The 21,334-nt window shown below is 60.1% G+C and carries 20 protein-coding genes; 11 read left to right on the forward strand and 9 right to left on the reverse strand.

From position 1 onward, the window contains the following. The first annotated feature begins 230 nt into the window (after positions 1–230). On the forward strand, positions 231–1,316 hold the full coding sequence (gene dinB / locus HNO79_RS13375) for a DNA polymerase IV (RefSeq protein WP_010515126.1): 1,086 nt from the start codon (positions 231–233) through the stop codon (positions 1,314–1,316). 58 nt (positions 1,317–1,374) lie between these two features. On the opposite strand, the gene HNO79_RS13380 is transcribed toward dinB, so the two are convergent. The 3 genes from HNO79_RS13380 to HNO79_RS13390 form a co-directional block, all read right to left on the reverse strand. Further along, on the reverse strand, positions 1,375–1,944 hold the full coding sequence (locus tag HNO79_RS13380; RefSeq protein ID WP_029329570.1) for a DUF1643 domain-containing protein: 570 nt from the start codon (positions 1,942–1,944) through the stop codon (positions 1,375–1,377). 74 nt (positions 1,945–2,018) lie between these two features. After that, positions 2,019–3,305 carry an NAD(P)/FAD-dependent oxidoreductase gene (locus HNO79_RS13385; RefSeq protein ID WP_010515124.1) on the reverse strand — a complete coding sequence of 429 codons (1,287 nt, stop codon included), beginning with the start codon at positions 3,303–3,305 and terminating at the stop codon, positions 2,019–2,021. A 58-nt stretch (positions 3,306–3,363) separates the two neighbouring features. After that, the gene (locus tag HNO79_RS13390) at positions 3,364–4,287 is read right to left on the reverse strand and encodes an MBL fold metallo-hydrolase (RefSeq protein WP_214165453.1); all 924 of its coding nucleotides are present in this window, start codon (positions 4,285–4,287) and stop codon (positions 3,364–3,366) included. 90 nt (positions 4,288–4,377) lie between these two features. Here HNO79_RS13390 and HNO79_RS13395 point away from each other — a divergent pair, with 90 nt between their 5' ends. The 5 genes from HNO79_RS13395 to HNO79_RS13415 all read left to right on the forward strand — a co-directional run bounded on the left by HNO79_RS13395 (position 4,378) and on the right by HNO79_RS13415 (position 9,775). Next, positions 4,378–5,055: a peroxiredoxin gene (locus HNO79_RS13395; protein ID WP_010515122.1), complete on the forward strand. Its 678-nt coding sequence runs from the start codon at positions 4,378–4,380 to the stop codon at positions 5,053–5,055. A 6-nt stretch (positions 5,056–5,061) separates the two neighbouring features. Next, on the forward strand, positions 5,062–5,967 hold the full coding sequence (gene purU / locus HNO79_RS13400) for a formyltetrahydrofolate deformylase (RefSeq protein ID WP_214165452.1): 906 nt from the start codon (positions 5,062–5,064) through the stop codon (positions 5,965–5,967). Beyond that, a complete protein-coding gene (mntR, locus tag HNO79_RS13405; protein ID WP_408885708.1) occupies positions 5,967–6,476 on the forward strand; it encodes a manganese-binding transcriptional regulator MntR in 510 nt (169 codons plus the stop codon). The genes purU and mntR overlap by 1 nt, the downstream gene beginning before the upstream one ends. A 35-nt stretch (positions 6,477–6,511) precedes the next feature. After that, on the forward strand, positions 6,512–7,852 hold the full coding sequence (locus tag HNO79_RS13410) for a DUF763 domain-containing protein (protein ID WP_214165450.1): 1,341 nt from the start codon (positions 6,512–6,514) through the stop codon (positions 7,850–7,852). Positions 7,853–7,945: 93 nt separating this feature from the next. Further along, positions 7,946–9,775: an ABC transporter ATP-binding protein gene (locus HNO79_RS13415; RefSeq protein ID WP_214165449.1), complete on the forward strand. Its 1,830-nt coding sequence runs from the start codon at positions 7,946–7,948 to the stop codon at positions 9,773–9,775. Between the two features lie 134 nt (positions 9,776–9,909). On the opposite strand, the gene HNO79_RS13420 is transcribed toward HNO79_RS13415, so the two are convergent. Continuing rightward, positions 9,910–11,046, reverse strand: coding sequence for a retropepsin-like aspartic protease (locus HNO79_RS13420; protein ID WP_214165448.1), 1,137 nt, complete (start codon positions 11,044–11,046; stop codon positions 9,910–9,912). After that, complete coding sequence (locus tag HNO79_RS13425; RefSeq protein WP_010515116.1) at positions 11,012–11,983, reverse strand: ion channel; 972 nt, start codon at positions 11,981–11,983, stop codon at positions 11,012–11,014. Before HNO79_RS13425 ends, HNO79_RS13420 begins: the two co-directional genes overlap by 35 nt. Positions 11,984–12,142: 159 nt before the next feature. Between HNO79_RS13425 and HNO79_RS13430 the strand changes: the two genes are divergently transcribed. After that, positions 12,143–13,045: a 3'-5' exonuclease gene (locus HNO79_RS13430; protein ID WP_214165447.1), complete on the forward strand. Its 903-nt coding sequence runs from the start codon at positions 12,143–12,145 to the stop codon at positions 13,043–13,045. A 177-nt stretch (positions 13,046–13,222) separates the two neighbouring features. Here HNO79_RS13430 and HNO79_RS13435 read toward each other — a convergent pair whose 3' ends face one another. The 4 genes from HNO79_RS13435 to HNO79_RS13450 form a co-directional block, all read right to left on the reverse strand. Next, positions 13,223–13,483: a hypothetical protein gene (locus HNO79_RS13435; protein WP_010515113.1), complete on the reverse strand. Its 261-nt coding sequence runs from the start codon at positions 13,481–13,483 to the stop codon at positions 13,223–13,225. A 12-nt stretch (positions 13,484–13,495) separates the two neighbouring features. Beyond that, on the reverse strand, positions 13,496–14,905 hold the full coding sequence (locus HNO79_RS13440) for an amidohydrolase family protein (RefSeq protein ID WP_214165446.1): 1,410 nt from the start codon (positions 14,903–14,905) through the stop codon (positions 13,496–13,498). 85 nt (positions 14,906–14,990) lie between these two features. Next, positions 14,991–15,320: a hypothetical protein gene (locus HNO79_RS13445; RefSeq protein WP_214165445.1), complete on the reverse strand. Its 330-nt coding sequence runs from the start codon at positions 15,318–15,320 to the stop codon at positions 14,991–14,993. Between the two features lie 422 nt (positions 15,321–15,742). Then, on the reverse strand, positions 15,743–17,053 hold the full coding sequence (locus HNO79_RS13450; RefSeq protein WP_214165444.1) for a glycosyltransferase family 4 protein: 1,311 nt from the start codon (positions 17,051–17,053) through the stop codon (positions 15,743–15,745). Between the two features lie 327 nt (positions 17,054–17,380). Between HNO79_RS13450 and HNO79_RS13455 the strand changes: the two genes are divergently transcribed. The 4 genes from HNO79_RS13455 to HNO79_RS13470 all read left to right on the forward strand — a co-directional run. Further along, on the forward strand, positions 17,381–19,081 hold the full coding sequence (locus HNO79_RS13455; RefSeq protein WP_214165443.1) for a glycosyltransferase family protein: 1,701 nt from the start codon (positions 17,381–17,383) through the stop codon (positions 19,079–19,081). Between the two features lie 12 nt (positions 19,082–19,093). Then, entirely contained in the window at positions 19,094–20,221 is a 1,128-nt protein-coding gene (locus HNO79_RS13460; protein WP_214165442.1) for a glycosyltransferase family 4 protein, read from the forward strand. Next, the gene (locus tag HNO79_RS13465) at positions 20,218–20,880 is read left to right on the forward strand and encodes a hypothetical protein (RefSeq protein ID WP_214165441.1); all 663 of its coding nucleotides are present in this window, start codon (positions 20,218–20,220) and stop codon (positions 20,878–20,880) included. Before HNO79_RS13460 ends, HNO79_RS13465 begins: the two co-directional genes overlap by 4 nt. Before the next feature lie 205 nt (positions 20,881–21,085). Continuing rightward, positions 21,086–21,334 (forward strand): hypothetical protein (locus HNO79_RS13470; protein ID WP_214165440.1); only part of this gene is annotated, 249 nt, incomplete at its 3' end.

Consider the following 21,334-nt stretch of genomic DNA (forward strand, 5'->3'; position numbering starts at 1 on the left):
AACGGATGTGTCTATCAAGGAATGAACCATGTCTGAATGTACAACCAAGTGCCCTTCCAAGTCCCCCTGCCTCAAGGGCATCCTGGTTCTTGGCGCGATTGCCGGTGTCATCGCGTACTTCCTCAAGAAGAAGAAGTGCAACGGCTGATCAGCCATCATGACGTGCCGGCCACGTCCCGTCGGGGCGTGGCCGCGCGCGGCATGCCGGGTCATCCGGCACGTGGTGTGCCGTGACGCAGTCACCGGCGCACCGTCGCATCATCCATGTGGACATGGATGCGTTCTTTGCCTCGGTTGAACAGCGCGACGACCCGGCCCTGCGGGGCAGGCCGCTTGCGGTAGGGGACGTGGGCCGCCGGGGGGTGGTTGCCGCCGCCAGTTACGAAGCCCGTCGTTTCGGTGTCCGTTCGGCCATGCCGTCCGTGATCGCGCTGCGCAAATGTCCCGATCTGGTGTTCGTGCCGCCGCGTTTTGATGTCTATCGCGCGGTCTCTGCCCAGATTCACGATATCTTTTCGCGTTTCACTCCGCTGATCCAGCCGCTTTCGCTGGATGAAGCCTATCTGGATGTCACGCATCCCCTGCAACCCTATCCATCCGCCACAGCAATCGCGCAGGACATCCGAGACCGGATCCGTGCGGAAACAGGCCTGACCGCATCAGCGGGTATTTCCTACAACAAATTCCTGGCCAAGCTGGCGTCGGATTACCGCAAGCCGGATGGACAGTTTGTCATAACGCCACGCATGGGGCCTGATTTCGTTGCCACCCTGCCGGTGGAGCAGTTCCACGGCATTGGTCCGGCCACGGCGGCGCGGATGCATGCGCTAGGCATTCGTACCGGGCTGGACCTGCGGCAGCAGCCCCTGTCCCGGCTGTTGCGGCATTTTGGCAAGGCGGCGGATTTTTATTACGGCATCGCGCGCGGGATTGATGAACGTCCCGTCGAGGTCAACCGCCCCCGCCGGTCGATCGGCGCCGAAAGGACATTCGAGGTCGATATCCATGACTGGGCTGCGGCACTGGATGTCATCATGGATCTGTCCACCCGCGTATGGAACCGCTGCACGGCCCGCAGCCTGACGGGCATTACCGTGACCATAAAGGTGAAATACAACGATTTCCGCCAGATCGTGCGCGGGCGCACGGCGCTGGAGCCCGTGCGTGATGCGACCGACCTGGTCGACAGGGCGCAGGGCCTGCTGGCGCCATGCTTTCCACCGCCACGCGGCATCCGGCTGCTGGGTGTGACCGTATCGGGCCTGCGTGCACGGGATGCGCTGGCCGCGCCCCGACAGCTGGCGTTGTTCGGCTGACGGATTTGGAATTCAATAATGGCAAAAGCTTCGCCAGAAACTTCTGGTTATTCCCCGGTCAGGCGGGCCCGTAGGCAGGCAGGGGCTCGGGACGCAGGTCGGATGGCAGGTAGAGCGGGTGTTCAGGGCGGCCCGAACGGCGGCTCAGGCGCATGGCGCTGACCGTAATGCCATGCTGCTGGAGCATTCGTACCACCTCCGGCCCACGTGGCAGCAGGGTTTTGATCTGGGGTGATCCATAGGCTGCGATCACCAGGTCGGCACTGCGTGCCATGGCCAGCAGGTGGCGGTCATTATCGGGGCCGATCGGGTCGGGCACTTCCGTCAGGCGTTTCTGGTCCGTGCAGCGATAGGCAAATGTATTGCCCACCAGTAGCGTGCCGTACCCCCATGCACGGGCGTAACGCTGGCACTTGGCCACGGTGCGGTCGTCGCCATCCTCGGTCGCGACGGACGGGTTCATCATAAGCCACATGACGGCCGGGCGACCCGCGTCCCATGTGCGCGTCAGTTCATAGCGGTAGCATTTGCCCGGGCCGCCATAGACGGCATGGCTGACCACGTCATCGGCCAGGCGCAGCGGGCGGGAAGACCCCACATGATGCGGGGAAGGCGGCTTGGTATCCATGGCCGTATTCATACGCATGGCCGCGTGAAGGTCTACCCCACGCGGCCATGTCCCATGTCATCCAACCGGACGGATCAGCGCGGCGTGCCGATCTTGTGCGGGGCGACCATGATTTCGCGTCCCTTCAGCATGCCGTCCCAGTACAGTACCGGCATGACCCATTCCTTCAGCATCCATGCCAGATGCGTCGGCTTGCGGCCATCCAGCAGCCATGTCGGCAGGGTCGGATCCAGCTTGCCGCCGTAGCCGAATTCCGCCAGCACGATCTTGCCGCGTTCCACTGTCAGCGGGCAGGCGCCGTAGCCGTCGTAATCGGCCACCGCAGGCTTGTGGTCCAGCGTGGCCAGCACGTTGACCGCAACCACCGGGGCCTGCACGCGCACGGCGGCGGCCGTCTTGGCGTTGGAAGTCCCGGCCACGTCACCCAGCGCGAAGACGTTTTCATATTTCGTGTGCCGCAGCGTCGCAGGGTCAACCGAAACCCAGCCTCCTTCACCCGCCAGCGGGCTGTTGCGGATCACGTCCGGCGCACGCTGGGGCGGGACGACATGCAGCATGTCGAATTCCGTCTCGGTCGTGGTCTTGGTGCCGTCCTCGGCCACGTTGGTGAACGTGGCGACCCGGTTCTTGCCGTCCACCTTCGTCAGGTTGGATTTCAGGCGCAGGTCAATGTGGTAGCGCTTGATGTATTCCATCAGTGCGGGCACGAATTCCTTCACCCCGAACAGCCCCGGCGTGGCGGTGTGGAAGGATACGTTGATATTGTCGGAAAGCCCCCGTCTGCGCCATGCGTCACAGGCCAGGTACATCGCCTTCTGCGGCGCGCCCGCGCATTTGATGGGCATGGGCGGCTGGGTGAACACGGCGTTGCCACGGCCCAGCGTCTGCACCAGCTGCCACGTGTAGGGGGCAAGGTCATAACGGTAGTTGGAGGTCACGCCGTTGCGGCCCAGCGTCTCGCTCAGCCCCTCGATCCCGTCCCAGTCCAGCGTCAGGCCGGTGGCGACGACCAGTACTTCGTACCGGATGGAGGACCCGTTCGACAGATGAACCAGGTTCGACTCGGGCTCGAACCCGGTCGCGGCCGCCTGCACCCAGTCGGCACCCGACGGGATCAGCCGCTTTTCCGAACGGCGCGTCTGGGACTGCTTGAATACGCCACCGCCCACCAGCGTCCAGCCCGGCTGGTAGAAATGCGATCCCGACGGTTCGATGATCGCGACCGTGATGCCGCCCCGGCGCTTGAGGATGCTGGCAGCCGTGGACAGGCCGGCCGCTCCGCCGCCAACCACGACGACATCATAGGTCAGCCCGTGCGCCGGGCTGGACAGGTTCGGTGTGGCTGGGTCGGTATCTGTCATGAAGGGTCTCCGTAACTCAGTAAGGTAAAACCGGAAGGATGTGATGGTAACAGGGGTATCAGGAACCGCTGACCGGAATTTTGATGTAGCTTACACCATTGTCTTCCGGTTCGGGCAGGTGGCCGGCACGCATGTTGACCTGCACCGAGGGCATGATCAGGTTCGGCAGTGACAGCGTCGCGTCGCGCGCGGTACGCATCTTGACGAACGTGTCTTCATCCACGCCATCATGAACGTGGATATTGTCGCGCCGTTCCGCGCCGATTGTGGTTTCCCATGCGTATTCATCACGTCCCGGCGCCTTGTAGTCATGGCACAGGAATACCCGCGTCTCGTCAGGCAGGGATAGAAGCCGGCGGATGGACTGGTACAGCATGCGTGCGTCTCCGCCGGGAAAATCAGCCCGCGCGGTCCCGTAATCGGGCATGAACAGGGTATCGCCGATAAAGGCGGCATCCCCGATCACATACGCCATATCCGCAGGTGTATGGCCGGGCACATGCAGCGCAATGACGGGCAGGGAGCCGAGCATGAACCGCGCCCCATCGCCAAACAGGCAGTCAAACTGCGACCCGTCGCGTGCGAAACGGGTACCCGCGTTGAACATTTTGCCAAAGATGTCCTGCACGCGGATGATGGATTCCCCGATTCCCAGCTTCCCGCCCAGGCGTTCCTGCAGCCATGGGGCGGCGGACAGGTGGTCTGCATGGACGTGGGTTTCCAGCAGCCACTCCACCTTCAGCTTTTCCGCCGTCACGTAATCCACGATTTCCTGCGCCATGTTATGGTCGGTACGACCAGATGCGGGATCGTAGTCCATGACGCTGTCCACAATCGCGCACGTCATGGTGGCGGGATCATGCACGACATGGGTGGCGGTGAAGGTCGGGTCGTCGAAAAATGTCCTGACGACAGGGACATGGCCCGTGGCGCGACAGGTGTTGATCTGGCTGGTGGCGGCCACGATGGCGGCATCGGTCATGGCATGTCTTCCACACTTTATGAATTACATAATAAATGTATGTTATGGCATGGCTTGCGTCAAGGCGCGGCAGATGCAAAAGGGCAGGGTATGAATAACGAGGGCAGCATTCCAGCAACCGGTGGCGTGGCCGAAGCACGCCCGTTGCGTATTGGTGACGTGGCACCGGACTTTCAGGCCCGGACCACGAAGGGGGAGATACGCCTGTCGGATTTCCGCGGGCGCTGGCTTCTGTTTTTCTCGCATCCGGCGGATTTCACGCCGGTCTGCACCAGTGAATTCATGGCGCTGGCGCAGGCGCAGGACCGTTTCGATGCACTGGACTGCGCCCTGCTGGGGTTATCGGTCGACAGCCTGTATGCGCATCTGGCATGGCTGGAGACGATACAGGAACGCTTCGGAGTGGAAATTCCTTTCCCGCTCGTGGAAGACCCCTCCATGGTGGTATGCCGCGCCTATGGCATGCTGGACCAGACGGCGCGCAACAGCGCTACCGTGCGTGCGTGCTATGTCATCGACCCCGACGGCGTCATCCGCGCCGTGATGTGGTATCCCATGTCCGTTGGCCGATCGGTGGAGGAACTGCTCCGCCTTGTCGAGGCCCTGCGCCGCAGCGACGGCAACGCCGTCATGACGCCCGAAGGCTGGAAGCCGGGCGGCGACGTGGTCCGGCCCGTGCCCACCACGCAGGCCGGGGTACGCAAGGCCGAGGGCACATGCTGGTTCTATAACACCGTGCCCGATACGGGCCGCACACGCACGCGCTAGGCCACCATGGCCGACAATGGGGAAAGAATGCCCGACCGCAAGACCAGTAGTGACCGCCGTTCCTATGTCATGACGCTGTCCTGCCCGAACCGTCCGGGCATTGTCGCCGCGATCAGCCGCACCCTGTTCGAACTGGGTGGCGACATTGCGGGCGCGCAGCAGTTTGATGAACGTGAAAGCCGGATCTTCTTCATGCGCGTCGTGTTCAGCGTGGCGGCCAACGGCGTGACGCGGGCGGCCCTTGATGACACGCTGGCCGGGGTGGCGGCGCGTTTCGACATGCAATGGTCGCTGCGCGAAAGCCCGCGCCCGACCCGTACCATCATCATGGTGTCGCGTTTCGACCACTGCCTTGTGGACCTGCTGTACCGCTGGCGGATCGGGGAACTGGCCATTGACCCGGTGGCCATCATCGCCAACCATCCGCGGCAGACCTACGCGCATATCGATCTGGACGGCATTCCGTTCCACTACCTGCCGGTGACCGCCGCGACACGGGCAGAGCAGGAATCCCGCATTGCGGAGATCGTGCGCGAAACGGACGCGGAACTGGTGGTGCTGGCGCGTTACATGCAGATCCTGTCCGACCGGATGAGCGAATGGCTGGCCGGGCGCTGCATCAACATCCATCACTCTTTCCTGCCAGGGTTCAAGGGCGCGCGGCCTTACCATCAGGCCTTTGCGCGTGGCGTGAAGCTGATCGGGGCCACGGCCCATTTCGTCACGCCCGACCTTGATGAAGGGCCGATCATCGAGCAGGATGTCGAGCGCATCACCCATGCCGACAGTCCCGACGACCTGATCCGCAAGGGGCGCGACATTGAACGCCGTGTTCTGGCCCGTGCCGTGCGGTATTTTACCGAATGCCGGGTCATTCCCAACGGGCACAAGACGATCGTGTTCAATCCATGATGCCAGCGGGTCACGGCGGCAGCGGGCCACGGCGTAACCCGCGCCCGCAGCCCATGCTGGATGCGGACATGCAGTCCGCAGGCTTCCGTCAGGCACGGCTGGCGCGCAAGACCGCCCTGATCGAGGATTATGTCGAACTGATCGACGACCTGCTGAATGACGGGCAGGAAGCGCGGCAGGTGGATATCGCGGCCCGTCTGGGCGTGTCGCAGCCCACGGTGGCCAAGATGCTGGTGCGGCTGGAGGCGGACGGGCTGGTGACGCGCCGCCCGTATCGCGGTATTTTCCTGACCGGCGCCGGGCACGACATGGCGGCCCGGAGTCGCGCGCGGCACCATACGGTTGAATGCTTCCTGCGTGCGCTGGGGGTCAGCGAGGTCAATGCCCGCATCGATGCCGAGGGCATGGAGCATTATGTGGGCGCTGAAACGCTGGATGCCCTGCGCCGCGCGCTGGATGCGGGGCTTGCGGCCTTCATGGAAGCCGCCCGGCAGTCCGGCCACGACTGACCGCCCGCAGAGGGGCAAGCCACGGGGGGAACGCCATGACCAGACGCGCGGGCTCCGCCGATCTGCCGCTGCATACGGGCCGCGTGCCCGCATGGCTGGGCCAGCGCATGGCGCGACTGGGCGCCGTGATCACGCAGGCGATCATCCATCATTACGGGCGTGACGAATTCATCCGCCGCCTTGCCCATCCCTTCTGGTTCCAGTCCTTTGGCGCGGTCATGGGCATGGACTGGCATTCATCAGGCATGACCACCAGCGTGATTGGTGCGCTCAAGCGCGGGCTGGCCCCGTTGCAGGACGAACTGGGCCTGTATGTATGTGGTGGCCGGGGCCGTCATTCGCGCCGCACGCCCGATGAACTGCTGGCGGTGGGGCAGGCGACGGGCCTTGACGCAACATCGCTGGTGGCGACAAGCCGCATGGTGGCCAAGGTGGACAGCGCCGCCGTGCAGGACGGGTTCGACCTGTACCTGCATGGGTTCGTGGTGGCGGCGGACGGGCGGTGGTGCGTGGTCCAGCAGGGCATGCATACGGGGCGGCGCATGGCGCGGCGCTATCACTGGCTGTCCGAAGGGCTGTCAGATTTTGTCGAAGCGCCGCATGCGGCCATTGATGGTCGTGCCACGCGGGGCGCGATCATGAACCTGACCGACCGGCGGGCCGATCCCTCGCGTCGCGGGCAGATGGACCTGCTGCATGGCATGGGGCCGGACAGGCTGACGCGCGAGGTCATGCGGATCGAAGGGCGTCCGCCCCCGCCCGTGCCCGCGCAGGGGGAACTGCCGCACCTGTCCATGCCCGGCCACCATGATGTCCAGCCGCAGGATGTGAACATGCGCCGCCTGCATGGTGCGCTGGCGGCGGCGACCGAGGCGGGGCCGCGTGATTTCGCGGACCTGCTGCGCGTGCCCGGGGTGGGCGCGCGGACCGTGCGCGCGCTGGCGCTGGTGGCGGAGGTCGTGCATGGCGCGCCATGCCGTTTTTCCGATCCCGCACGGTTTTCGCTTGCTCATGGTGGCAAGGACCGCCACCCCTATCCCGTGCCGGTGGCGGTATATGACCGCACCCTGTCGGTCATGAAGGCGGCGGTCACGGCCGCGAAGCTGGGGCGCGAGGAACGGCTGGACGCCATCCGCAGGCTGGATGCGGCGGCGCGGCGGCTGGAACGCGATGCGACCGGCCCCACCTTTTCCGCCATCATGGCCGAAGAATACGACCGTTCATACGAATATGGTGGCCGGTCGGTGTTTGGATATGAACCGCCGCCGCCCCGACGGGTTTCAGAAGAAGGGCAGGGAAACGGGGTCATGCGCCATGATGGCCAGCCACAGGACCAGCAGGGACATGATCGTGAGACGTCCCGCCAGACGGGATAGGGGTGCGTATGTCATGCAACCATGATACCGGGCTGAATGCGGCGGAAGTACGGATTTTCCCGGTCGCCACGTATGGAGGGCAGCGCCACATTCATGACCGTCATTGATCCCCGCCCGCCGCACCGCGCACCGCCGGACCATGTGCCCGATACGGTGCAGGTGGGCCGCCTGCAGCGCTATCAGCGCCATCCCCTTGCTTTCATTTTCCACTATGTGCGCCTGCATGCGCGCTGGCATGCGATCATTGTCGGTGCGATCGCGGTGGCGGTCGCGTGCAACGTGGGCATGTCGGGCATCATCCGCCATCTGGTCAACGGCATGACGCAGGGTGGACAGGGGATGGGGGCGGTCTGGGTGTCCATCATCCTGTTCTGCCTGACCATCATCTGTGACAATGCGGCATGGCGTGTCGCGGGGTGGATGGCGTCGGGCGTGTTCGTGCGTGTTGGTGGCGACGTGCGCCATGACCTGTTCCGGTACCTGACGGGCCATGCCGCCACCTATTTCGCGGACCGGCTGTCCGGTGCGCTGGCGGCCAGGGTGTCGGCTGCGGCGAATGCCGTGGTGGCGCTGGAAAACATGGCGGCGTGGAGCCTGTTGCCCTCGGTGCTGAACCTTGTGCTGGCCATCATCACCCTTGGCACCGTCAGCCCCTGGATGGCGCTGGTGCTGGTGGGCATGACCACGCTGCTGGGGCTGGGTATCTACCGGCTGGCGGGGCGGGGACAGTCGCTGCACCTGTCCTATGCCGCCGAAGCGGCGGAGGTGGATGGCGAAATGCTGGATGTGATGCAGAACCTGCCACTGGTGCGCGCGTATGGCATGATCGGTTCCGAACATGCCCGCATGCGCCAGCGCATTCATGTGGAAACGGGTATGCACACCCTTTCGCTGCGGTACATGGAGCAGTTGCGCCTGATCCATTCCATCGTCACCGCCATCATGACCACGGGGCTGCTGGTCTGGGCGGTGCTGCTGTGGCGCATGCATCGGGCGACGACGGGTGATGTGGTCATGGTGACGACGCTGGGTTTCCTGATCCTGAACTGCACGCGCGACCTTGCATTTTCCATGGTCGAGGCGATGAAGCATGTCACGCGCCTGTCCGAAACGCTGGACCACCTGCTGGCTCCGCATGAACGCAGTGGCATGCCGGAAACGATGACCCTGTCCCCCGCGGCCTGCCGGGGGCATGTGCAGCTGCGTGATGTCACCTTTGCCTATCCCGGCAGTCCGCCGGTCCTGTCGCATTTTGACCTTGATATTCCCGCAGGTGGTCGTGTCGGGCTGGTGGGGGTATCGGGGTCAGGGAAAAGCACGGTCCTTGCCCTGTTGCAGCGCCAGCGTTTCGTGCAGGCGGGCACGGTGGAAATTGACGGTATCAACATTCTGGAACTGGATGAGGCCAGCCTGCGTGCCACCATGGCGGTCGTGCCGCAGGATGTGTACCTGCTGCGCCGTTCGGTCGGGGAAAACATCCGCTATGGCCGTCCCGACGCCACCGAGGCGGAAGTACGCGCGGCGGCGGAGGCTGCGGGATGCACCGGCTTCATCGCCGCCATGCCGCACGGGTTCGATACCGTGGTGGGTGAGCGTGGGGTGATGCTGTCGGGCGGGCAGCGCCAGCGTATCGCGATCGCGCGTGCCTTCCTGCGCAATGCCCCGGTGCTGATTCTGGATGAGGCGACCAGCGCGCTGGATGGTGAAAGCGAACGCCATGTGCATGCGGCACTTGAACGGCTGATGGTCGGTCGCACCGTCATTGCCGTGGCGCACCGCCTGTCCACCCTGCGGGGTTTTGACCGCATTGTGGTGATGGAAAAAGGCCATATTGCCCAGCAGGGTACCATGGCGGAGCTGGAGCGTGTGCCCGGTCCCTATCGTGACCGGCTGTTGGCGGCGGGTGGGGAACTGTCTGGCTGAGGCGAAAAGGGTTATTTAAATCAATGTATTGGGGGAGACTCTGAAAGTTTTTCGGGTATCGTTTTTTCAGAAAGGCGGTGTTTCCTGAAGCCTTTTGAAAAAGCTTCACCAAAAGCTTTTTCTTTGGACAGTCTTCAGGGGCTGGGGGGATTGCCCGGCTGGGCCTGCGTGCCGCCGCCCCCAGGTGGCGATGGGACCTCGACCATGCGGGCGATGGCGGTGCGTGTGCTCAGCATGCCGTGGGTGGCGGGCCCCCGGTCATCGGGCATGTCCTGCTGTGGCGTCATGAAGATCATGTCCTGTGGAAATGCCATGAGGATCCGCCTGCGGCGCAGGAAATTCATGCCAAGGATGCTGTAGCTGGTCTTTTCCACATTCACGTCCAGGGGCTGGTTCCGCCACGTTCCCAGCGTCACGGCATCAAAATGATGCCGGCGTCCGTTCAGGATCCTGCCCGCATTCGTGCGTACATGCATGTCGTCATGCAGGATGGCGTTGGTCAGGCCCAGCATCCGCGCGTCCTTGCGTGACAGGGAGGAGACGTCCGCCCCCGGTTCGATCTCCATCTCGACGGCATGATCACCCACCTGCATTGCCACCCCGGTCATGCGCCCCATGCCATCGGGCAACAGGGGGAGTGCCGTGCTGTCCGGCCCCAGCCACTCACGCAGCGGCGGGCAGGCCGCATTCGCATCCTCGCGCAGTCTGAACAGGACCATGCGGCGGGCCGGAAAATCAAACAGCACGTCATAGTTGTTCAGCACGTCATACCCGATCACTCCCAGAACGGGCTGTGCGTTGATGTGGGGCTGGCCGATTCCCTCCAGCACGGCGGGCACCTTGTCCGCCGTGCCATTGTTTATGCGCATGTGCTCCAGGGTCGTGGTGTAGGTGATGCCTTCCCCGGCGATGGTCAGGATGTCTATGCTGGATTCCACCGGGTAATCCTGTGCCTCGGCGGCATAGACCCCGACCCGGTCCTGTGTTGCGCTGACATAGGCCAGTCCCTGTGTCGCGTTGAACGTGACGGGAATGATGGGACTGCCACTATTGGTCAGCAGGGGTACGGCAATGACATGGGCGATGCATGCGGCGGGCAGGCCGTATTGCAGTTCGGTTGCCGGTTTCGTGTCCGCAGGGGCGGGGGCCGTGTGCAGGACGGGACGGGCCTGCCCGTTCACGGCCATGCAGGCCATGATGCCCATGGCGGACAGGCCGGTGCGCAGGGGGGACAGGTCAGTCAGGCTGGTCAGCCAGGTATTCCGCCACATCGGCTGTTGCATCCTGCGGGGATTCGGTCTGGTCGAAACGGGTGTAATCAACGGTAATCCGCCCATCCGGCCCGGCGTTTATGATATCCACGAAGCGGTGATTATATAGCATACGGTCAAATCCGTAAGCGGAGCGAGCAAATACCGTCTGGCCGGATGCTTCGTCCGTGCCGGTCAGGCTGACAATGATTTCCGCTTCCTGCGCCGACAGGTCAGCTTCGGTCATGCCATACAGGGGGCTGTTGTCGTCAATGACATGCGTGGGCGTACAGGCAAAGCGCAGGACCGGCACATGGGCCTGCTGTAATGGCAGGGGATCGAACTGCCGCACCACCCGGCCGGCTGGTGTGCGGATCAGTCGTGCCAGGGCGCATTCCACATCCACCGACAGAATCGGGCTGCGCCTGCAGTTGGCAATGCGGATATCAAGGTGAAGCTGGTTGTTTTCCCATAATATAAGCGCCTTGTGACTGAACATGACCCGGGCGCGCGGGCGTGAAAACCGCGCGAAGATCAGCCCGGTGGCCAGGGCATTGATCATCATGCCGCCCAGTACCTCCACCGTGGCGATCAGGTTGGCGGTGTGGCTGACGGGGATCATGCCGCCATAGCCTACGGTGGACAGGGTCTGCACGCTGAAAAAGAAGAAATCGGCGAAACTATGCGGCTGCGTGCCGCTGATCCCCTGACTGTCCATCATATACAGCAGGGCGAACAGCAGGTTTATACCGACATAGACCAGCAGGGAGCCGTAGAAGAACGTGCTCCACGGTGCGGTCAGGGCATGATGGTAGAAATCGGACCAGATGCGGTCCACCTGCCCCACCCGGACGATGGTGTCATGGCCGTTATCTTCCAGCCGATGGGTGTTCGTAACCGCGGATGGTGCGGGTGTATCGGACTGTGCCGGGTGGTCCGGTGCTGCATGCTGTGCCATGGCGTATCCTGTGTGCGCATGTCGTGTTGCATCAGGATCAGGCAGACCTGACAAAGTTTGTAATATTCCATGTCTCGCCACAGGACAACGCCCGTTCCGCTGGACGCGGCAGGTATGCTGTCTGCGTATCCGTGCAGACATGCCAGGCAGGAGGCCCCGATGACAGACGATCCCACGCCCGACCAGATGGAACATATGGCCCGGACACTGGAGGGGACGGGCCGCTACCGTGTCCTGCGTCCGCTGACGCCAAGGACGCTGAGCGAATATCCGAAGGAGGCGGGTACGCGTCTGGGCATGTTCCTTGATCTGGAAACAACCGGGCTGAGTGCCACCAAAGATGAGATCATCGAATTCGGGATCGTGCCCTTCGTCTATACGCTGGATGGCCGGATACTGGGGGCGCTGGAACCCTTCAGCCGCCTGCGTGAACCGTCCTGTCCCATTCCGCCACAGATTACCGAACTGACCGGCATTACCCCGGCCATGGTGGCGGGGCAGTCCGTTACCCCGGAGGAAGTGGAGCATTTCGTCGCCCCGGCATCTTTGATTATCGCTCATAATGCAAATTTTGACCGTAAGTTTGCAGAACGCTTCACCCCCGCCTTCACCACCAAGCCATGGGCCTGCTCCATGCGTGACGTGGATTGGGCAGCGGAGGGGTACGAAGGACGCAAGCTGTCCTATCTGGGCATGCAGGCAGGGTTCTGGTTCGACGGTCATCGCGCGGTGGATGACTGTCAGGCGGGCATTGCCATTCTGGATCGGGACCTGCCGGTATCGGGGCGGCGGGCGCTTGGGGTGCTGCTGGAAAACGCCCGGCAGATCCGCTGCCGGATCTGGGCCGAGAACGCGCCTTATGAATACAAGGATATGCTGCGCCAGCGTGGCTATCGCTGGAATGATGGCACCGATGGCAACCCGCGTGCGTGGTCCATCTCGCTGCCTGAAGAACAGGTGGAGGCGGAGCTGGCCTTTCTGTCCGCCGAGGTCTTTGCCCGCCCTGTTGAACTGCCCGTCACCCGTATCACACCGTGGGACCGTTTTTCCACCCGGTGTTAGCTGGTCGGCTTTCTGTCAGCAGGTTCTGGCGTGCCGGAATGCAGGGTAAATGATGTGCGGGTAGGGGTTTTGAAGGCAACAAATTGATAAAAAACAATAAAACTTATTGGATGCTGCCTTTTTTCAAAAAGGCGGCGTTATCCGAAGCATTCCGGAACATGCCCCATAATAAAGGGTTCAGGGCACACCCATGAACTCGTCACCCAGATAATCGGGTGGGCCACCATCCAGTCCTTCGGCCTCGAAGCCATCATTATAGGGACCGGAATAGAATCCCATGCCGTAGTTATGTTCGTTCCAGTCGTTATTGGCGATCATGGGGCCATCTGGTCCCGACAGTTGCGGACCCGTCGGCCCGGCGCAGGCGGCAAGGCCTGCTGCCATCCCGATCAGGGGAAGCAGCCTGTACAGGCGGGTAAGTGTATGTTTCCTGACCATATCGACCTTGTATCATCTGGACCGGGGTGTGGTTGCAGCCTGACCCGCCAGCGGGCCGGGTACCTGCCTGCCACGATGCCAGACCTGCTGGATATGATCCAGCGCCGCCGGGTCCTGTGCCGGGTTGCCGGATACCACCAGCAGGTCCGCCAGTTGTCCCGGCGCGATCGTGCCCCGATCCGTCAACTGCATGAGGTGGGCGGCATCCCCCGTCGCCAGCGTGATGGCCTGCAGCGGGGTCAGGCCCGCCATGACCGACAGCCGGAACTCCCGATGTTCCGCAAAGCCGGGTATGCGGGTCGGCGTTGCCCCTGAATCCGTGCCAAAGCCGATGGCGATGCCCGCGCGGTACAGGGTCAGCAGGTTGCGCATGTTCATTGCCAGCGCCTTGCGTGATGCGGCAGTCAGGGGGGCCGCCAGCACCTTTTCCCGCCATGCCGGATCAGCAAACTGCTGGCGTAATGCGGGCGATAGTCCGAATGACAGGAATGGATCATCAAGCCATTCGGGGTGTTCGGCAAAGATATAGTTGGCTTCGTCCAGATCCAGCGTTGCGATGTAACCCGTGCCCTGTTGTGTCATGGCGTGGATCAGGGTGGCGTCAACCGGTTTGTCACGCACGCCATGAGCAAGGATGTCCACCCCCGCTGCCACCAGTGCGCGGGCGTCGGACAGGTCATGGATATGGGCGGCCACGCGCTTGCCGCGCAGGTGGGCCTGCGTAATGGCGGCGCGGTAGATGTCCGGACGCATTTTGGGCAGGCCATGCGCGCCGGGCACACCGTTGCGGAAGTCATCGACCCACAGCTTGATCAGGTCCGTTCCTTCATCCGCCATCCTGTTGACTGCGGCACGTGCCTCATCCGGCGTGGTGGGACGGAAAACCTGGTCCGCGCCAAGATGGAACATGTTCTGTGGTGGAACGCCATCGGGCGCACCAATTCCCTGATCGACGCCAAACAGGTCGGCGCCGGGATTCAGGCCGGCATGCTGTTCGCGCCGCATGTCGTCAAACATGGGCGAACGGTTCAGCCCCAGTGCCGTCACGGTCAGTACGCCGTAATGTTCATATTGCGACAGGGCCGCCAGAATGTTGGCTCGGGTGTAATTGACTTCCCCATTCTGCGTGCCGCTGACCTGTCCCACATGGCTGTGGTCGGAAATCAGCCCCGGCAGTACCGTCTGCCCTGAAAGGTCAATGGTGCGTGCATGGGCGGGGGACGGCAGGTGTTGCCCGGTTGCGGCAATATGGCCGTCGCGGATCAGGATATCCGTATCCGCCTGCGGCGCGCTGCCGGTACCGTCAATGACGGTGGCGTGGCGCAGCAGCACCGGCCTGTCCGGCCGGGCGTGGGCCACGCCATGGGCCAGTATCAGGCCCGTCATCAGGGTCAGCAGGGCAGGGCGACGGTAACGGGACATGGCGGGATCTCCATCCGGCGGGGTGGAGCAGTGTTGATCGTATGAAAAGTCCCGTCCATTCACATCTGGGCGTGGCGTGTCGAATCTAGTGCGGCAGCGAGGTGGCACCACCCTCAACCAGATCGGCAAACGCATCCTTTACATCGCCGCTTTCGGGAAAGCAGACCAGAACATCATCACTTTCGGTCTTGGCTTCGCGGGCCGGAGTAATCACGCTGTCCCAGTCACCGGACAGCGAAGTGACCGTGCCGATTTCCGGTTCCACGAACTGCCACGACCCACCCTTGACCGTTGAGCCCATGACGGTTGTCAGCAGGAAGACGCAGGCCTGCGGTGGCAGGGGCGATGGCACGCGCCGGAACTGGTAGATTGTGCCGGATTTTCCAAACAGCGTGAATGATGTCCACGGTTCCATAACTCTGTTCCCTCCTTTGGGTCGTGGCGCAGTATGCCATATTTCATGGCATCGGGGGATGGTGATGTACTGGCTTGCGGCCATATGGGGAATGACGGTCGTGGAATATATTATGGCCTGTCAGGAGTATGGACGGTTATGCTGGTGGGCAGGCCCGCACGGGAAGCCGGGCAGGTCATGCACAGGCTGGCATACTGGTGGTATGAAGCGTGGCAGGAATGGACTGCACAGGAATGCCGGATTGTCCCCGTATTGCCTGTTCACGTCCGGATTCATGACATCGTAAATGTGCACGATACATGCACCGGGCATCAGCCGGTATGTATTTCTTAAGCCTCGCGATGCTTTTTCTATATGATCTGTCTTGGGTATTGTGAGTTGGTGTGTATAAATAAGATAAAAAATCCTGAAAATTACTGTAATTAGGTGTGGTTTCGTAATGTATTTCTGTACATTTCGGATATTCCATCTGCAAATTTATTGATGGAAAACTGCCCTGCCTGTTCGGTGCCATTTTTTATGAGTGAATCGCACAGGGAATCATCATTATCCATTCTGGATATGCCGCGTATGATTGATTCTGTGTCAAAAGCATCGACAATCAGTGCGGCATGACCGCAGACTTCCTTAAGACCGCCTTCTGCTGAGCACATGACCGGTATTCCAGCCTGAAAGGCTTCAAGAACCGGCAGGCCAAACCCTTCCGCGATGGACGGGAACAGGAGGGCACGGGCATTTTTCAGCAGGAACCGCAGGACAGGGCGCGGAAGATAGTCAGAGCACACGACCCGGCCCGCATCCACGCCTTTCTTTATGATCCGGACAATCGGCCTGTTCTTCCAGCCCGCCGCCCCGACGATCAGAAGTTTGCGGGACGTATTGTACGACAGGAAACTTTCAACAAGTCGATAAATGTTCTTTTTGGGCTCCAGTGCGCCAATGAATATGAAATATTCACCGGCGGAAATGCCAAACATGTTGTGCAGTTCATTTTTTTCGTATTCCGATCCTGTGTAGTTTTTGTTTGGATCGGAAACGGAAGGATATGCAACGTATGTATTTGCCTTTGAATCAGGAAAGAATTTATTGATTTCCTGTCGTGATGCTTCCGATACAGTGCAGATCGGTCCCTGTTTCCTGCAGATATCCCGTATCAGGTTATAGTAATATTTCTTGTTGTCCGCTGTGGTTGTCGGCAGACGCAGTGGAACCAGATCATGGATGGTATATATATTTAATGATTTGTTGACCGAAATGGGGAAAGGGTATGTCCAGTGCATGATCGCGGGTGGATCAGGTATATTGACCCGGAGAAACTGCCCGGTCAGACGATAATATGCCTGTGCCCGATGGAACAGATTCCAGACATTCAGAATTCGATCGGCCTGAGGCAGGTTTTCGACAAAGATACGACGATCGACATGCCCGGTCATGGGAACTTCGACGGCCGTGCGTCCGGCTGCGTCCTGAATGGTATTCTTCCACCATTTGGGTCGTAACGGGGATGATGAGCGTGGCTGGACATTTCCGCCCAGCCGGTCAAAGAACATGACTTCCCGTAAGGTAGGCGCCATTTTCTCCGTTATGTCCATGCCGTAGAGAACGTCTACGTCGTGGTTCAAAAACTTGAGTGCATAGGTCAGGTTGCGCGCATAGGTTGCAACGCCCGTGCCACGCGGCAGGGAAAGGTTAAAGCCATCTATGCCAATACGCAGGGAAGAGAACTGATCCAATTACGCCTCACTTGCTGATGCACCCTTACATCACGTAAGGCATAAACACCCGTGTCCAGACCACGTTACCAAAAGGTCCATCTCATTTACATGAGATGTTATTCATTGCCTACCTGATGACCTGCCACAAAAAGCAACCCGGACGATTTTTTTTCCTGATCTGCCGGGCGAAGGTGATAAAACATGTCACCCTGTCTGGATGGGGGCTGGTGCATGGGTTGGCTCAATTGGTGGTGTGGTCTAGAAACAGCGGGATATATTTCTGATAACCGCGTCATTTCAGGCAGGCGTTACGCAATGAAGCTCGTTCAAAAAGTTATTTCCAGATTGAACGTAACGAATACCAGAACCAGAATTTGCAAAGCGATTGACGCCGGTGACTGGCCCCTTGTCCTCCGTTTCCGACGCAGGCAGACAGAATACTTTCCCAGATCCGCATCGGCGTGGCTGCAATATGGGCATGCCCTGAAGGAATGCGGTTTTTATGACCTGGCGGATGACGCCTATCTCAAGGCGCGGGACCTGGAACCGGGATCTGGTGAAATCAGCCTCCAGCGTGGTCACCTGCAGAAGCTTCGCGGGAATATCGGTGCGGCCTTCGCACTGTATTCCGCTGCACTGGAAGGATGGCAGGGGGATGCAGCTCCTGTTCAGGTCGAGATTGATCACCTCAGGGGACTGGCGGCGGCGCTTGTCTCACGCGGGGTCTTCCCGGATCGCGATGAACTGGATTGCGCGGTCTATATCTCTTCCGTCTGCAAGGTATTCGAAGAAAGCGACCGGACGGATATGAGCCACCGTATTGGCCGATCCGATTATTCATACGCCTTTGCACTGAAGGGTTTCGCCAGGGCCCTGGACGATCTGGGCATCGATTACCAGATTCTGAATGAAGTGGCAGGTATTGCCAATATCCGGAATATTTCGACATCGAAAAAAATCATCCATATCGGCTTCTATCCGCCTGAAAAGATAAATCTCCTGAAAGGCGCATATAATATCATCTGTTTTGCCTGGGAGTTCGAACGTCTTCGCCTTCCGGAGGAGAACCTGTCCTATAACGCGTTCAGTGACCAGGCATCCATGCTGGCCCTGGCTGACGAATTGTGGGTACCGTCGCAATATGGCGTAGAAAGCGTGAAGCGGTCCGTACGGAATATCGTGACCTACATGCCGTCGCCAGCGGTGATCGATCGCAATGTGGGCTGGCGGCCCAAACCGCAGACCAGACGTGCAATCAGCACGGCAGCAGCGTCGCTCAGGAATGTGTCCTGGGTTCCGCTCAGCATTATGCCAAGAATTCAGGATATCATGAGCCACGATGCGCAGCGGCATGCCGCATCGCTGCAGAAGATCCTGTTCAATCATGCCGACAGCAGCGCCAACCCGATCATTTATGTCGCCCTCTTCAACGCGTATGATTACCGCAAGAACATCGACAGCCTGATCCGCGGGTTTGATGCGTTCTCGCGGGAATACCCGAACGCCTATCTTTTCCTGAAGGTGGCGGATGAGCAGAAGCTCGACAACGGCCCGAACGCCAGTGTCCTTCATGGGCAGATGTCGTCACCTGACAGTCTGGTCCCATCGGTCAGCAGCCGGAATATCTGGCTGACCCGGGAGACATTGACGCGGGAACAGCTCAATACATTGTTCGACGTCTCGCGTTTCTATGTCTGTCCGGCGATTGCGGAAGGTCAGAACCTTCCCCTTATCGAAGCGATGGCACGCCGGTCTGTCCCGGTCAGCGTGCGCCATACGGCCATGAACGACTATATTCAGGAAGATAATGCGGTGATCATGACGCACCGGACGATACCGGCTCCTATAGGCTTTGCAGAGCGGTACCAGATGTTTGGCGTCACGTTGTACAAGGCGGGGATTGAGGATGTGTACGACGCACTTGTCCGCTCCGTCGCCATTCCCGAGGACGGGTATGAAAAGATGGCCACTGCGGCCTTCGACACCGTACAGACCGCCTTTGGTACCCACAGGCTGTCCGAACGTCTTGACCAGCTGTTATCCTGATGGGGCCGAATCATGAGTAAAGTAAAAGCTGTCTTTGATGTTGCTCCCTTGCTGGAAGACCACTGGACCGGAATTTCAAATGTCATAGGGGCGATTGCAGAAAAGGCGATTGCGGACGACAGGATCGACTGGACATTCTGTTATGAAATACTGCCGCTTCCGCGGCCCCTGATCGAGAAGCTTCTCGGGGACCAGAGCGGGGCGCACAGTGGCGGCCTGTTCCACGATGCGGCAATAAATGGCCGAAGCCTGGATTTCCTGCAGGCGCGGGAATACGTGGCGGTGTTTCCGCATGTAAAGCCCGTGCGGCGATATTTCCGCAAGGAAGCACTGATCGTGCATGACCTGAGTCCGCTGCTGACCCCGTCCTACCATAATCAGGATAATATTGATCATTTCGCCAACCGCATCAAACACGATATTGAATCGTCCGATCATTATTTCTGCGTTTCGGAAGCAACGCGCGGCGATGTGGAACTGTATTTCCAATGCCCCCGTGAAAAGACATCGGTGATCCGTCTTGGCACGTCGTTCGATCCGTGTGATCTTTCCCTTGCGCTGGACGGTGCGCGGCGGGGCATTACGGTGGAGCCTTATGTCGTTGTGCTGGGTACGCTCGAACCCCGCAAAAATGCTGCGATTGTCCTGGAATTCCTGTTGGAAAATCCGCAGTTCGGACGGGATTACAAATTCATTTTCATCGGCCGCGACGGCTGGATGGATGAAAAGGGACGCCTGTTACGCCTTCTTGTGGAGAATGGCATTCCGACGGAACAGGTCGTGTTCACCGGCTTCGTTCCCCCCGAGCAGCGGGCGATCCTGCTCGCCAATTGCGCTTTTTGTATCTATCCCTCATTTTTCGAAGGCTTTGGCCTGCCGATCCTTGAGGCCGCGACGCTGAACAAATTTACGGTGTGTTCGAACGCATCAAGCATGCCCGAAGTGGCGCCGGACAGAAGTATCTTTTTCGATCCGAACAGCCTCGATGAGTTTTCCGAAGCAATGTATATCGCGCATCGGTGCGCGCTGATCGGACGGTCATCGCGGACGTCCCTGGCTGATACGCTGCGTCGGGGGCGGGAGGCCGGCTGGGACCAGTGTTACGGGGAAATCGCCAGATGGGTGCTGGAGACCGCATGATGACCGTCAATCCATTCAAATATGCCGCGGTCGCAGCAGTAAGAGACATGTCCATCGATGGTGATGTCATGACGCTGACCGTATGTTTCGAAACCCCTGATAAACCGGTTGCACTTGCCCTTTTCGCGGGGGGCGTGCCGATCAGCTATGTCAGGGTGGTCTGCGATCCGGCCGTCAGTTCCACCGTTGCGGATGGCAAATCTTACGGGCAGGCGGTCATTTCAGGGATACGTACGGCATATGGCCTGAATGATACGCCCGTGCTGCAATGCGCGCGATCCGGAAGGACGCTTTTTACCCTGCCAGTTCCACATGATGAAACCATGAGTGCGAAGCCGCCGGTACGGCATATGTCCGTCAGTGATCTCGTGCTTGAACTTGATCCGGGGCATCTTTCCAGTATTGATGATCTTGTTCCGTATGCAGTCGAATTTTATAAAGAAAAAGGAAAGAACTGTTTTATCGATACAGTCTATCATATGTTCCTGAAGCGAGGCCCCGCAGCCGGGTTCGAACAGAAAAGGACGTTTGATGAAAAGAATCTGCCGCGGTCTCTGCGCAGGTTTCTCAATGATGTGTACGACAGTAAAGAAGCACGGAAATTCTGGATCCGGCGCATTCCGGGGCCAGCCAGCGACGATTTTCCATTCCGACTGTAAACCAGTTATCCAGGGTCGCTATGAAACGAGACCATGATCCTGCCCGGAGATGTTTTACAATAGGGCATGGTAACACTTTAAATACAGATACATCTTTCATTGCCTGAGCAATAATTTTTCATGTCCACGACCGGGGATAGCCCCGGTTACGTGTGGCTACAGGCACGGTTTTCTGTATCCGATAGCCGTCAGGGACTGGTTTTGTATGAAATACTGGCATGGTGATGAACCGGACAGATGCACCGGAAGGTACCATGGCGTTCATGCGCATCCGGAATGGTTCAGCAGGGTCGCCGGTGTCATGTATTGGACTGCATTCTTTTCCATTCAGGACATGGAAATTATCATGGATGGGAAAGGGGGCGGATTGAATATTGTAAAGAAGGCATCAGGCCGCATTGATCGACTGGAATGGCTACCACCTCAATTTGGCCTGACCGGCCAGTGGCGGAAC

It is taken from the genome of Komagataeibacter oboediens (assembly GCF_018491655.1).
Classification (GTDB): Bacteria; Pseudomonadota; Alphaproteobacteria; order Acetobacterales; family Acetobacteraceae; genus Komagataeibacter; species Komagataeibacter oboediens.

What these genes read in the sequence shown, in the direction of transcription:
- HNO79_RS13415 (WP_214165449.1), top strand. Translation starts at nt 7,946, where the DNA reads ATGACCGTCATTGATCCCCGCCCGCCGCACCGCGCACCGCCGGACCAT.
- HNO79_RS13430 (WP_214165447.1), top strand. Translation starts at nt 12,143, where the DNA reads ATGACAGACGATCCCACGCCCGACCAGATGGAACATATGGCCCGGACA.
- HNO79_RS13425 (WP_010515116.1), bottom strand. Translation starts at nt 11,983, where the DNA reads ATGGCACAGCATGCAGCACCGGACCACCCGGCACAGTCCGATACACCC.
- mntR (WP_408885708.1), top strand. Translation starts at nt 5,967, where the DNA reads ATGCCAGCGGGTCACGGCGGCAGCGGGCCACGGCGTAACCCGCGCCCG.
- HNO79_RS13465 (WP_214165441.1), top strand. Translation starts at nt 20,218, where the DNA reads ATGATGACCGTCAATCCATTCAAATATGCCGCGGTCGCAGCAGTAAGA.
- HNO79_RS13380 (WP_029329570.1), bottom strand. Translation starts at nt 1,944, where the DNA reads ATGGATACCAAGCCGCCTTCCCCGCATCATGTGGGGTCTTCCCGCCCG.
- HNO79_RS13460 (WP_214165442.1), top strand. Translation starts at nt 19,094, where the DNA reads ATGAGTAAAGTAAAAGCTGTCTTTGATGTTGCTCCCTTGCTGGAAGAC.
- HNO79_RS13410 (WP_214165450.1), top strand. Translation starts at nt 6,512, where the DNA reads ATGACCAGACGCGCGGGCTCCGCCGATCTGCCGCTGCATACGGGCCGC.
- HNO79_RS13440 (WP_214165446.1), bottom strand. Translation starts at nt 14,905, where the DNA reads ATGTCCCGTTACCGTCGCCCTGCCCTGCTGACCCTGATGACGGGCCTG.
- HNO79_RS13445 (WP_214165445.1), bottom strand. Translation starts at nt 15,320, where the DNA reads ATGGAACCGTGGACATCATTCACGCTGTTTGGAAAATCCGGCACAATC.
- HNO79_RS13390 (WP_214165453.1), bottom strand. Translation starts at nt 4,287, where the DNA reads ATGACCGATGCCGCCATCGTGGCCGCCACCAGCCAGATCAACACCTGT.
- HNO79_RS13385 (WP_010515124.1), bottom strand. Translation starts at nt 3,305, where the DNA reads ATGACAGATACCGACCCAGCCACACCGAACCTGTCCAGCCCGGCGCAC.
- HNO79_RS13395 (WP_010515122.1), top strand. Translation starts at nt 4,378, where the DNA reads ATGAATAACGAGGGCAGCATTCCAGCAACCGGTGGCGTGGCCGAAGCA.
- HNO79_RS13420 (WP_214165448.1), bottom strand. Translation starts at nt 11,046, where the DNA reads ATGTGGCGGAATACCTGGCTGACCAGCCTGACTGACCTGTCCCCCCTG.
- purU (WP_214165452.1), top strand. Translation starts at nt 5,062, where the DNA reads ATGGCCGACAATGGGGAAAGAATGCCCGACCGCAAGACCAGTAGTGAC.
- HNO79_RS13435 (WP_010515113.1), bottom strand. Translation starts at nt 13,483, where the DNA reads ATGGTCAGGAAACATACACTTACCCGCCTGTACAGGCTGCTTCCCCTG.